Below are 12,266 nucleotides of genomic sequence, written 5' to 3' on the forward strand. Positions count from 1 at the left end.
CCGCACTCGCACCCCTCACCTCCTACGCTCGGCGGCATGCCGAGCACACTGCGTTCCGCCGCTGCCGCCCTGTTCCTCTCCGCCGCCCTCCTGGTGACCGGCTGCACGAACGAGCCGCCCGCGTACTACTCCGGCAGCACCACCGCCGGGCCCGTCCCCCTCGAAGCGGCGCAGCGCGCCGAGCGGTTCCGGACGGCCGGGGGCGAGGAGGCGATCCAGGGCGTGGACAGCGCGGGCGAGGCGGAGGGGGTGCCACGGGTCGTCGTGTGGTCGAAGGACACCGAGAGCGATGCCGAGCACTTCGAGAAGTTCAAGCCCGCGCTCATCGCCTTCCTCAAGGAGAAGGAGGGGCTCAAGTCCCCCAAGGGCTACCTCCTCGACATGTACGGCGGCGACGGCACGCTCCTGCACCGCCTCGATGCCCGCCAGAGCATGCCGTAGCACCCGCCGGAGCCGCCGGATTCCCACGTCCGCCCCGAGGCCCCCGGCGTGGCCGCCTACCCCGTCGCCGGGCTCCCGGCCGACGCGTCCCGAACGCCCCCACCCCCGCCCCCGTGCCGTTCGCCACCGCAACGCGGGCACGCGCACAGCGGGTACCGGCCGCCCGCTTCGAGCGGGGCCGCCTTCCGGTCGGGTGCGTACGTGGTGCGCGGCCCCCAGGTGCGGCCCCCGTCCCGGGACACCCGGAGGGTGAGGACGGGCCCGAGTCCGCGCGGCTCCCGCGTACCGCCCGTCACCACGTTCCCCCGTACCGCTGCTGCCGCGCCCGCAGCCAGGCGACGACCTCGGCCCGCTCCTCGTCCGTCGCCGGGCGCAGGTTCCGGGTGTCGATGCTCGCCACGAACCGGGTGAACCGCACCCGCCGCCACGTGCCCTCCAGACCCAGCACCTTGCCGGGACCGTAGATGTCGGTCTCGGTATGGGCCACGAACTCACCCTCCGGGAAAGGGACTTCCATTGCGCTCACCTCTCGCTGTGTGTACCGAACACCTCACACAGTGCAGTCACTCTCGCTACCCTCGGTAGGGGTTTGCGTGTGACAACGCGGAGCGTAAGGGAGTTGATCTACGTGGCCATCGAGGACAACCCGATCTCCCGGGAGAAGTACGGCCAGCAGCTCAAGCTCAAACGCGAGGAACTGGGCCTCACCCAGGAGGAGCTGAGCGAGCTGACGATCATCTCGCGCACCCACATCGCCCACATGGAAGCCGGGCGGCGCAGGCCGACGGTGGACGACGCCCGGCGGCTGGACAAGGTGTTCGGAGGGAACTTCTTCGAGGAGTTCCTGCCGACCCTGGACGGCAAGCGGGTGGCGGAACACTTCAAGGAGGCGCTGGAGTTCGAGGGCCAGGCCACGGTCATCCGCGAGTACGCGCCGAAGCTGGTGCCGGGTCTGCTCCAGACCGAGGAGTACGCGCGTGAGGTGCTCAACTCCGGCTCCACGCCCAAGAACGACGAGGAACGTGACAGGCTCCTCGCCACCCGGCTCGGCCGCGCCCGCATCTTCGACGACTTCGACTCGCCGCTGTTCTGGGCGATGCTGGACGAGTCGGTGCTGCGGCGCCCCATCGGCGGTCCGGGGATCATGTGCCGCCAGCTCCGGCACATCGCGGACCTGGGCGAGAGCCGCCGCATCCGGGTGCACGTACTCCCGTTTTCGGCTGGCGCTCACTCGCTGCTGGAGGGCTTCGTCTCCCTCATGTGGTTCGACGAACTCCCGCCGATCGCCTACACCGAGAGTCTGCTGTCCGGCCGCGTGTGGGAGCTTCCGTCCGTGGTCCGACAGTGCCAGGTGGCTTACGACCATGCCCTGGGCGACGCCCTGTCGCACCGGGAGTCCCTGGCCATGCTGCGATCCGTCGCGGATGATTACGAACATGAAGCGCTCCAAGCAGACCATCCCTGACGCCTCGCTCCTGACCGACTGGCGCAAGTCCTCGCACAGCGGCGGATCCAGCGGAGAATGCCTCGAAGTCAGCGACGCCTGGCGCAAGTCCTCCTACAGCGGCGGCGACAGCGGCGACTGCCTCGAAGTGAACGACGACGCCTGCGCCGACCACCTCCCCGTCCGTGACAGCAAGAACCCCACCGGCCCGGCGATCCTCTTCCCGGCGACCGCCTGGACCGCGTTCGTCGATTCGTTCAAGTAGACCGCCGAACAGGCCCTCCGGGCGGTGGTCCGGACGCGCCCCGCGCGGCCGGCCGCCGTCCCGGGCGGGGCCTCAGGTAGCGAATAGGTAAAGACTCCACCCCATGGCGCATCCATTTGCCCCGCGCAAGCGTCACATGTGCAGGCGGCCGCCTTACGTGACCGCATTTAAAGGGCATTTGGAGCATCCACGTTGAAAACTGGAATTCAGGCGGTCTGCCGCATATCGGCAACCCTGGTCACCGCCGGATCGGTCGTCACCGCCGGGGCGGTCGTCGCTCCGGCCGCGTACGCCGCGCCCCCCAAGGCTCCGTCCATCGTCGCCAAGGGCGGCTTCCTGATGGACGCGGCGTCGGGCCGTACGTACTTCGGCAAGTACGCCGACACCCGGCTCTCCACCGGCTCGACCACGAAGATCATGACCGCGCAGGTGGTGCTCTCGACCAAGGGGCTCAACCTGGACACCAAGGTCACGATCCAGAAGGCGTACAGCGATTACATCGTCAGCAAGGGCGCGTCCTCGGCGCGGCTCATCGTCGGTGACAAGGTCAGCATCCGTCAGCTGCTGTACGGGCTGATGCTGCCGTCCGGCTGCGACGCCGCGTACGCGCTCGCCGACAAGGTGGGCACGGGCTCGACGCGGGCGGCACGCGTGAAGTCGTTCATCGGGAAGATGAACGCCACCGCGAAGAGCCTGGGCATGAAGAACACCCGCTTCGACTCGTTCGACGGCATCAGCAACGGGTCCAACTACTCGACCCCGCGCGACCTCTCGAAGCTCGCCGCGCAGACGATGAAGAACAACCACTTCAAGGCGATCGTGAAGACGCGGTCGACGACACAGCGGGTCACCACCAAGAACGGTGGCTACCGCAATATGTCTTGGACCAACACCAACAAGCTGCTCGGCAGCTACGCGGGGGCGATCGGCGTGAAGACCGGCTCGGGCCCGCAGGCGAAGTACTGCCTGGTGTTCGCCGCCACCCGCGGCAAGCGCACGGTCGTCGGCACGGTGCTGGCCTCCACCAACGAGGTCAACCGGACGACGGACGCGAAGAAGATCATGGATTACGGCTTCAAGCTCTGATCCTGCCGCCCCGGCCGGGCGCCCCTCTCGGGAAACGTCCCGCTTACAGGTGTAAGCGGGACGTTTTTCTGTACCCCCTGCCCGGCCCCCCGCCTCAGCCGAGCGACGCCCGCACCCCCGCGATGAGGGCGAGGGCGCGCGGGTCCGCCGTGACGCCCTGGCGCAGGCCGTTGGTCACGTAGCCGAGCGCGATGCCGGACTCCGGGTCGGCGAAGCCGAGGGAACCGCCGCGTCCGGGGTGGCCGAAGGAGCCGGGGCCCAGCAGCGGCGAGGCCGATCCGTGCAGCATGAAGCCCAGCCCGAAGCGGGTGTTGACGACCAGGACGCGGTCGGGGCCCGAGGACTCCTCGGTACGGGCGAGGGTGAGCGTGGCGGGGGCGAAGAGGCGGGGGCCGTCGTCGACGGGGCCGATCATCGCCGCGTAGCAGCGGGCCAGCGCGCGGGCGGTGGAAATGCCGCCGGAGGCCGGGAGTTCGGCGGCCCGGTAGGCGGGGTCGTTCTCGTCGGGCAGCGGGTCGATGGCGCCGAACGCGCGGCGGGTGAGGGAGTCGGGGTCGGCGTAGGCCTCGCTGACGGCGCGCTTGGGGCGGAGCTTGAGACCGCCCTCGGCCGCGGGCTCCTCGACGGGCGCGATGCGGCCGACCCGGTGGGACTCCTCCTGCGGCAGGCCGATCCAGAAGTCGAGGCCCAGCGGGCGGGCGATCTCCTCGGCGACCCAGCGGCCGATGGTGCGGCCGGTGACCCGGCGGACCAGCTCGGCGACGAGGAAGCTGTACGTCTGGGCGTGGTAGCCGTGGTCGGTGCCTGGTTTCCAGACAGGGGCCTGCGCGGCGACGGCACGTGCGCCTGACTCCCCGTCGCAGGCCTCGGCGGGCGTCAACGGGCGGTCCAGTACGGGGACCCCGGCCCGGTGGGAGAGGAGGTGGCGCACCAGGACCCGCTCCTTGCCCGCCGCCTTGAACTCCGGCCAGTACGTGCCGACCGGCGCGTCGAGGTCTATCTGTCCGCGCTGGTGCAGGAGGAGGGGAACGGCGGCGGCCACACCCTTCCCGGCGGAGCGGACGACCTGCGCGGTGTCGAGCGCCCAGGGGACGCCGCTCCCGACGTCGCGGGTGCCGCCCCAGAGGTCGACGACCTTGCGTCCGTGCCGGTAGACCGCCACGGCGGCGCCCCGGTCGCCACGGTGCCGGAAGTTGCGTACGAAGGCCTCCCGCACCGGTTCGAAACCGGCCGTCACCGTGCCCTGGACGTCCACGCCCGCTCCACTCTCCCTCTGCCGCCCGGCCCCGTGCGTGCTGCCCCGCCCCGCACACCCCCATGGTGCTACGGGGCGGTGAGAGGGACGCAGCAGGGGTAGCACCGGGGGAACGCACACATATTCGCACCAGGAACGGGGGAGCATAAGGAACATTAAGTGACAAATCCTTCGAAAGGAGGCGGGCCGATGTCCCGCACCGCCGAGGAACCCGCAGTGCCGGGCACAGTCCGATCCGCCTTCGAAGTCCACCTGTGCGGCCGTCTGGTCACCGACGCCCCGGTCAGCCCGCGCATCCCGGTCGCCCTGCGCTACGACCCGGTCGCCGACCCGCGCACCGTCGAGGTCGTCCTCCACCACCCGTCACCGGGCCCGGGGCCGGACCGGCACGCGTGGGCGTTTCCCCGGGCCCTGCTCGAAGCGGGCCTGCGCTCCCCCGCGGAACAGGGCGACGTGCGGATCTGGCCGTGCGGCCGGGTGCAGGCGGTACTGGAACTGCACGCGGGGCACGGGGTGGCTCTCGTACAGCTGGACAGTGCGCCGCTGGTGCGCTTCCTCAAGCGCACCTACGCGCCGTCGGCCACATAGCGCATCCGGGCCGCCACGTAAAGATCCGGTGGTACGAGTTGCCGGGGGTGTGGTGCGCGGAAAGCATGGGGGGCATGCGTGTGCCCATGAACGACGACGCCGAGCCCACCGCCACCGGCACGGCGGCCACTGCGACCAGTGCCTCCCCCGCCGGCTCCGGATACCTGCGCTTCCCGCACCTGCACGGCGACACCCTCGCCTTCGTCGCCGAGGACGACGTCTGGGTGGCGCCCCTCACCCCCGCCGGGCAGGCGCCCGGGCGGGCGTGGCGGCTGACGGTGGACCGGACGCGGGTCGGGCATCCGCGCTTCTCGCCGGACGGCACCCACCTCGCGTACACGTCCTGGCGGACCCTCGATCCGGAGGTCCACCTCGTGCCCGTGGACGGCGGCCCTTCCCGGCGGCTGTCGTACTGGGGGTCGACGGACGCACGGGTGTGCGGCTGGACGCCGGACGGCCAGATCCTCGCGGTGTCCTCGCACGGTCAGCCGTTCTCGTACTTCACCTGGGCCTACACGCTGCCCACCGACGGCAGCCCCGGCGGCCGGCTGCCCTGGGGGCCGGTCTCCGCCATCGCCGTCACCAACTCGCTGCCCGGCTGCGACCGCGTCACCCGCACCCTGCTCCTCAACGGCAAGCCGCCGCACGAACCGGCCGCCTGGAAGCGCTACCGGGGCGGCGCCACCGGCCGGCTGTGGCTGCACGGCGAGCGGCTGCTGCCCAACCTGAACGGGCACCTGGACAGCCCCATGTTCGTGGGCGGGCGGATCGCGTTCCTCTCCGACCACGAGGGCATCGGCAACCTGTACTCCTGCCTGCCCGACGGCAGCGACCTGCGACGGCACACCGACCACGACGACTTCTACGCCCGGCACGCCTCCTCGGACGGCTCCCGGGTGGTCTACCAGTGCGCGGGCGACCTGTGGCTGGTCGACGACCTCTCGCCGGACGCGGTGCCGCGCAAGCTGGAGGTACGGCTCGGCGGGCCGCGCACCGGGCGGCGCGGCTACCAGATCCAGGCGGCCGGGCACGTCGGCGGACTCGCCGTCGACACCACCGGGCGGGCGAGCGCGGTGTCGGTGCGCGGCAGCCTGTACTGGCTGACCCACCGTGACGGCCCGGCCCGCACGATCGCGGACACCCCGGGGGTGCGGGTACGGCTGCCGGAGATGCTGGGGCCCAGTGGGCAGGTGGCGTTCGTGACGGACGCCGAGGGCGAGGACGCCGTCGAGATCGCGTACCTGCCGCGCGCCACCGGCACCCGCGCCCCGCGCCGGCTCGCCACCGGGCAACTGGGCCGCGTCCACGAGATGGTGGCCGACCCGGACGGCGGACGGCTGGCCATCGCGTCGCACGACGGGCGACTGCTGCTGCTGACCGTGACGGAGGGCGAGGAGGCCCTCAGCGAGCTGGTCCGCTCCGTCAACGGACCCGTCCGCGACCTCGCCTTCTCCCCGGACGGCGCGTGGCTGACCTGGTCGCATCCGGGCATCGGCCGTTCGCTGCGGAAGATCAGGATGGCCCGCATCAGCGACTCCCTCGTCATCGACGTCACCAACGGACGCTTCGAGGACGAGAACCCCGTCTTCACGAGCGACGGCCGCTATCTGTCGTTCCTGTCGTGGCGGGGCTTCGACCCGGTGTACGACGTGCATACCGGCGACCTGTCGTTCCCGCTGGGCTGCCGGCCCTACCTGGTGCCGCTGTCCTCGGCGACCCCGTCCCCGTTCGCCCTCTCCCCCGAGGGACGTCCGGCGGCGGGCGGGCTGGACGCGGACCAGGCCGCCGAGGGCGACGGCACGGTCCACGTGGAGGTGGAGGGCCTCGCGTCGCGGGTGACGCCCTTCCCGGTCGCGGCGTCCAAGTACTCCTCCCTGGCGGCCGTCAGCGGCGGCGGCCTGGTCTGGCTGCGCTGGCCGATCTCCGGCGCGCTCGGCGAGACCTTCGCCAACCCGGCCGACACCTCCGGCCGCCCCACCCTCGAACACTTCGACCTGGCGAAGGCCCGCAGGACCGAACTCGCCGTCGACCTGGAGCGGTTCGCGATCAGCGGCGACGGAACGCGGCTGATCGTCGTCGAGGACGGCGAGCTGCGCGCCGTACCGGCCACCGAGCGCGGCGACGGCGACACCACCGTCCACCTCGACATGCGCCGCATCCTGCACGACGTGGACCCCGCCGCGGAGTGGCGGCAGGCGTACGCGGAGGCGGGCCGCATCGTGCAGGCGTACTTCTGGGAACCGGAGATGGGCGGCATCGACTGGGCGGGCGTCCTGGAGCAGTACCGGCCGCTGGTCGAACGGGTCGCGTCCCCGGACGAGTTCGCGGACCTGCTGCGCGAAGTCCTCGGCGAACTCGGCACCTCGCACGCCTACGTGTCGGCCGCGCGCCGCAACGAGGGCCCGCCCCACTACCAGCGGGCGATGGGCCTCCTCGGCGCCAACTTCTACGTCAAGGACGGCAACTGGACCGTCTCGCGCATCCTGCCCGGCGACTCCTCGGACTCCAAGGCGCGCTCCCCGCTCGCGGGCACCGGCATCCGGGTGGGTGCGGTGCTCACCCATGTGGACGGGCGGGCCGTCGACCCGGTCACCGGCCCCTACCCGCTCCTCGCGGCGGCCGGCGGCACGACCGTCGAACTGACCTTCCTGCCCGAGGTGCCGGAGGGCCGCGAGGCCCGGCCGCGCCGGGTGGCGGTCGTTCCGCTCGTCGACGAGCGTCCCCTGCGCTACCAGGACTGGGTGGCGAAGCGGCGGGAGGTCGTCCGGGCAATCAGCGGCGGCACGTGCGGCTACCTGCACATCCCCGACATGGGCGGATCCGGCTGGGCGCAGTTCAACCGCGACCTGCGGCTGGAGATGTCACGCCCGGCCCTGATCGTCGACGTGCGCGGCAACGCCGGCGGAAACATCAGCGAGCTGGTGATCGAGAAGCTGACGCGGCGGATCCTCGGCTGGGACCTGACCCGCAACGCCGAGCCCGTCTCGTACGCCTCGAACGCACCCCGGGGTCCGGTGGTCGCCCTCGCCGACGAGGCGACGTCCTCCGACGGCGACATGATCACCGCCGCGTTCCGGCTGTTGAAGCTGGGACCGGTCGTCGGACAGCGGACCTGGGGCGGCGTCGTCGGCATGACCGGCCGCCATGCGCTGGGCGACGGCACGATCATCACGGTGCCGATGAACGCGGCCTGGTTCGACGAGTACGGGTGGGCCGTCGAGAACCACGGGGTCAGCCCGGACATCGAAGCGCTGCGCACCCCGCTGGACTGGGCGGAGGGCCGGTACGCGGTACTGGACGACGCGGTGAAGGTCGCCCTCGACCTCCTCGCCACCCACCCGGCGGCAGCCCCCCCGGACTACACCACCGTCCCCTCCAAATCCCGCCCGCCCCTCCCACCCCGCCACTAGCTCCTCTGCGCGGGGCCACACGCCCCCGTAGCCCCCTCGGGCGCCGGGGGCGCAACGCCCACCGGTAGCCCCCTTGGGCGGCGGGGCCGCCCCCGGGGGACGGGCGGGCAAGGGGGCGGCCCCCCACCGGACGGTGCCCCCACCCCATGCCCGCGCCACTTCCGTACGCCCTGCCCACCCCCCGTTCCCCCACCGGCGCGCCACACCCCCGCGCCGCCCCCGCACTACACCCCCCGCCCCCTCCCCTCGTCCGCCGCTCCCCCCGCCCCCACCAATCCCCTCCGCACTCCACCCAACCGCGCCCCGAACCTCCGCATCTCCCGCTGCCCCACCGTCCCGATGACCGCGGGCAGATACCCCCGCACCGACTGCATGCCCCGCAGCCACCACTGCGCGTACACATGCGCCGAGCGCCGCTCGATCCCGGCGACGATCCGGTCCACGGCAGGCCCCAGCGGGTACGTCCGGTTGGCGGGCCACGGCAGCCGCTGCCGCAGCTCCCGCATGACCTCGTCCTCGTCCGCGCCCCGCACCATGTCCGTGTCGGTCCACGACAGATAGCCGACGCCGACGCGCACCCCCTGGTGGCCGACCTCCGCCCGCAGGCAGTGCGCGAACGCCTCCACCCCGGACTTCGACGCGCAGTACGCGCTCATCATCGGCGCGGGCGTGATCGCCGCCAGCGACGCGATCTGGAGGAAGTACCCCCGGCTCTCCATCAGTACCGGGAGGAAGGCCCGCGCCGTCACCGCGCCCCCGATCAGGTTCACCTCGATCACCCGCCGCCACGCGTCGGGGTCGGAGTCCACGAACGGGCCCCCGGACGCGACGCCCGCGTTGGCGACGACGATGTCGACCTTTCCGAAGCGCTCCTTCACCTCGGCGGCGACCTGCACCATGGCCTCCTGGTCGGTGACGTCCGCGTGCCACCAGTCGCTCTCGGTGTGCAGGCGGCCCGCGACGTCCTTCAGCAGCTGCGGCTCCAGGCCGACGAGCGCCACGTTGGCGCCTCGCGCCGACAGCTTGCGGGCGAGGAGCTCTCCCACTCCCCGCGCCCCGCCCGTGACGACCGCGACCTGACCCTCCAGGCTGTAACTCATGTGACTTCCTCCCCGACTCGCCCCACACGGCCTTCAGAACCCGCGGCGGTACCCGCCGCCCCTGCCTCACCCGAGTCGCCCACCGCACCCGCGCCGCCCGCGCCGCCTGCCGCACCGGCCGCACCCGCGACCACATACGTGCGCACCAGCTCACGGAGTTTCCCCGTGACGACCTCCGGCGCCTCCACCGGCGTCATGTGTCCGACCCCGGTGAGCAACGTCAGCCCGAGCGAGTGCGGCAGCGCGGCCTCGATCTCCCGCGCGTGAACCGGCGGCGTCAGCCGGTCGTCGGCGCCCGCGACGAGAACGACAGGCACGCTCAGCTTCCGCACGTGCGCGGCCAGTTCCAGCTCCGCGAGTACGTGCGACCAGGCGACCCGCGCGTCCGTCGGGCACGCGTGCACGATGCGTGCGCACTGCGCGACCCGGTCCGGGGCCGTGCCGCGCGCCATCGTGGCGTACTTCAGTACGGCCTTGGAAACCGGCGTCACGGGCCCGAGCGGCGCCCGCGCGCCCAGCACGGCGCGCGTCAGCCGCGTCCGCAGGCCACCGGCCCGCAGCGGCAGCACCAGCGACTCGGCGACGAGCCGCGAACTGCCCGTGCTGCACAGCAGAACCGCCGCCGTGCGCCCGGCGACACCGGGCCGGTCGGCCGCCGCCATGAGCGTCATGCCGCCCATCGAGTGCCCGGCGAGCACGGCCTTCTCACCGGGGGCGAGCGTCGCGGCGAGCACGGCTTCGAGATCGTCCGCGAGGGCGTCCGTGGAGCAGGTAACCGAGGCGGGGGTACGGCCGTGGCCGCGCTGGTCGTACGCGACGACCCTGAACTCCGGCGCCAGCTCGCGTATCTGGGCGTCCCAGAACCGGATGGAGCACGTCCATCCGTGCGCAAGCACCACCGTTGGTGCGCCCTCGTTCCCGTACACCTCGACGTGCAGGCGCGCCCCGTCGGCGGAGGTGACGGTCAACTCCCGCACGCCGAGGTCGGGTCGGGGTATCTCCTTGCTCGCACCCTTGGGGATACGTCGGCCGGTGCGGCTCATGCCACGGCCCCCTCGGCGACGGTCCCGGCCCCGGACCCGGCCGCAGCCACCGTCTCCGCCGATGCGTCCGATGCGTCCGCCGTCCGTACCACCTCGTACTCCGCCAGGTTGACTGCCCTCGTCGCGCGCCGGAACTCCGAAGTGGTTCCCGGCCACACGGTGGTGTTGCGGCCGTTGGCGTCCAGGTACCAGCTGTCGCAGCCGCCGGTGTTCCACACGGTGCGCTTCATCCGTTCCTGCACGCGCCGGTTCCACGCGCCGACGGCGGAGGGGCGCGCGGTCAGGGCCACCCGGCCGCCGAGCAGGTCCAACTGCCGCAGGTAGTCGGCCAGGTAGCTGAGCTGCGCCTCGATCATGAGGATCATCGAGGAGTTCCCCAGGCCGGTGTTCGGACCGATGATCGTCATCCAGTTGGGGAAGCCGGCCGCGCTCGCTCCGCGCAGCGACTGCATGCCGTCCTTCCAGGACTCGGCGAGCGTGATGCCGTCCGCACCGACCACCCGGTCGGCAATCGGCATGTCGGTGACGTGGAAGCCGGTACCGAAGATGATCGCGTCGACCTCCGCCTCCGTGCCGTCGGCGGCGACCACGGTGGAACCACGGACCTCGCTGAGTCCGGAGGCGACGACGTCGACGTTCTCCTGGGCCAGGGCCGGGTAGTACGTGCTGGACAACAGGATGCGCTTGCAGCCGATCCGGTACGAGGGCGTCAGCTTGGCCCGCAGCGCCGGGTCCTTGATGGCCCTGGCCATGTTGGCCTTGGCCATGTTCTCGACGAAGCCGAGTTCACGGGGCCGTTTGGTGAAGGCCTGCACCTGGAGTTCGCGAATGCCCCACAGCAGGGCGCGCCGCGCCTTGGCCGTGGCCGGGACCCGCCGGTGCAGGCTGCGTTCGGCTCCGCTGATCGCGCGGTCCGCCCGCGGCATCACCCACGGGGGCGTCCGCTGGAACAGCGTCAGCCGGCCGACCCGGGGCTGGATCGACGGCACGATCTGGATGGCGGAGGCCCCCGTTCCGACCATTGCGACGCGCTTGCCCGTGAGGTCGTAGTCGTGGTCCCAGCGCGCCGAGTGGAAGACCTTGCCGGGGAAGCTGCCGAGGCCGGGGACGTCCGGCGTCTTCGGGTCGGACAGCGGGCCGGTCGCCGAGACGACGACGTCCGCGACAAGAGTCCCGCCGTGGGCCGTCTCGATCCTCCACCACAGCTTCTCGGAGTCCCACGTCATCATCGTCACCTCGTGGCCCAGCCGGATGTGCGGCCGCAGACCGAAGGTGTCCGCCACGTGCTCCAGGTAGGCCCGGATGTGCTCCTGGCCCGAAAAGGTGCGCGGCCACTCGGGATTGGGCGCGAAGGAGAAGGAGTAGAGGTGCGACGGCACGTCGCACGCGCACCCCGGGTAGCTGTTGTCGCGCCAGGTCCCGCCGACCGCGTCCGCGCGTTCCAGGACCACGAAATCGGTGATTCCCTCCCGGCGCAGCCGGACGGCCGCCCCCAGACCACCGAACCCGGACCCGATCACCGCCACTCGTACATGCTCGTGCTCGAACTCGGCCATGCCCGACGCCTCCCGCACTCGACATCCACCATCGCGCCAGCAATCACTGGCATGGTGGGGAGCGTAGAGCAGCGGCGT

11 protein-coding genes are annotated in these 12,266 nt (G+C 72.0%); 6 read left to right on the forward strand and 5 right to left on the reverse strand.

The window, feature by feature from the left end; genetic code table 11:
* Positions 1–36 precede the first annotated feature (36 nt).
* A complete protein-coding gene (locus HNQ79_RS09465) occupies positions 37–441 on the forward strand; it encodes a hypothetical protein (protein WP_185029038.1) in 405 nt (134 codons plus the stop codon).
* Positions 442–733: 292 nt separating this feature from the next.
* On the opposite strand, the gene HNQ79_RS09470 is transcribed toward HNQ79_RS09465, so the two are convergent.
* Entirely contained in the window at positions 734–958 is a 225-nt protein-coding gene (locus HNQ79_RS09470) for a hypothetical protein (RefSeq protein ID WP_185029040.1), read from the reverse strand.
* Between the two features lie 111 nt (positions 959–1,069).
* Between HNQ79_RS09470 and HNQ79_RS09475 the strand changes: the two genes are divergently transcribed.
* The 3 genes from HNQ79_RS09475 to HNQ79_RS09485 all read left to right on the forward strand — a co-directional run bounded on the left by HNQ79_RS09475 (position 1,070) and on the right by HNQ79_RS09485 (position 3,236).
* Positions 1,070–1,906, forward strand: coding sequence for a helix-turn-helix domain-containing protein (locus HNQ79_RS09475; RefSeq protein WP_185029555.1), 837 nt, complete (start codon positions 1,070–1,072; stop codon positions 1,904–1,906).
* Positions 1,878–2,150, forward strand: a complete 273-nt coding sequence (locus tag HNQ79_RS09480; RefSeq protein ID WP_185029042.1) for a DUF397 domain-containing protein — start codon at positions 1,878–1,880, stop codon at positions 2,148–2,150. The genes HNQ79_RS09475 and HNQ79_RS09480 overlap by 29 nt, the downstream gene beginning before the upstream one ends.
* Before the next feature lie 192 nt (positions 2,151–2,342).
* Positions 2,343–3,236 carry a D-alanyl-D-alanine carboxypeptidase family protein gene (locus HNQ79_RS09485; RefSeq protein WP_185029044.1) on the forward strand — a complete coding sequence of 298 codons (894 nt, stop codon included), beginning with the start codon at positions 2,343–2,345 and terminating at the stop codon, positions 3,234–3,236.
* A gap of 94 nt (positions 3,237–3,330) precedes the next feature.
* On the opposite strand, the gene HNQ79_RS09490 is transcribed toward HNQ79_RS09485, so the two are convergent.
* Positions 3,331–4,491: a serine hydrolase domain-containing protein gene (locus HNQ79_RS09490; protein WP_185029046.1), complete on the reverse strand. Its 1,161-nt coding sequence runs from the start codon at positions 4,489–4,491 to the stop codon at positions 3,331–3,333.
* 189 nt (positions 4,492–4,680) lie between these two features.
* Here HNQ79_RS09490 and HNQ79_RS09495 point away from each other — a divergent pair, with 189 nt between their 5' ends.
* Both HNQ79_RS09495 and HNQ79_RS09500 read left to right on the forward strand, forming a co-directional pair.
* Entirely contained in the window at positions 4,681–5,079 is a 399-nt protein-coding gene (locus tag HNQ79_RS09495; protein ID WP_185029048.1) for an SsgA family sporulation/cell division regulator, read from the forward strand.
* A 74-nt stretch (positions 5,080–5,153) separates the two neighbouring features.
* Complete coding sequence (locus HNQ79_RS09500) at positions 5,154–8,489, forward strand: S41 family peptidase (protein ID WP_229923537.1); 3,336 nt, start codon at positions 5,154–5,156, stop codon at positions 8,487–8,489.
* A 224-nt stretch (positions 8,490–8,713) separates the two neighbouring features.
* Here the strand turns inward: HNQ79_RS09500 and HNQ79_RS09505 are convergent, their stop codons facing one another.
* From HNQ79_RS09505 to HNQ79_RS09515, 3 genes are read right to left on the reverse strand one after another with little or no spacing between them, the layout of a single operon-like run.
* The gene (locus tag HNQ79_RS09505; RefSeq protein WP_185029050.1) at positions 8,714–9,589 is read right to left on the reverse strand and encodes an SDR family oxidoreductase; all 876 of its coding nucleotides are present in this window, start codon (positions 9,587–9,589) and stop codon (positions 8,714–8,716) included.
* Positions 9,586–10,632 (reverse strand): alpha/beta fold hydrolase, encoded by a 1,047-nt coding sequence (locus tag HNQ79_RS09510; protein ID WP_185029052.1) that lies wholly within the window; start codon positions 10,630–10,632, stop codon positions 9,586–9,588. The genes HNQ79_RS09505 and HNQ79_RS09510 overlap by 4 nt, the downstream gene beginning before the upstream one ends.
* Positions 10,629–12,188, reverse strand: coding sequence for a flavin-containing monooxygenase (locus HNQ79_RS09515; protein ID WP_185029054.1), 1,560 nt, complete (start codon positions 12,186–12,188; stop codon positions 10,629–10,631). Before HNQ79_RS09515 ends, HNQ79_RS09510 begins: the two co-directional genes overlap by 4 nt.
* Positions 12,189–12,266 lie beyond the last annotated feature (78 nt).

Origin of the sequence: Streptomyces candidus (assembly GCF_014207445.1) — a bacterium.
Taxonomy (GTDB): domain Bacteria; phylum Actinomycetota; class Actinomycetes; order Streptomycetales; family Streptomycetaceae; genus Streptomyces; species Streptomyces candidus.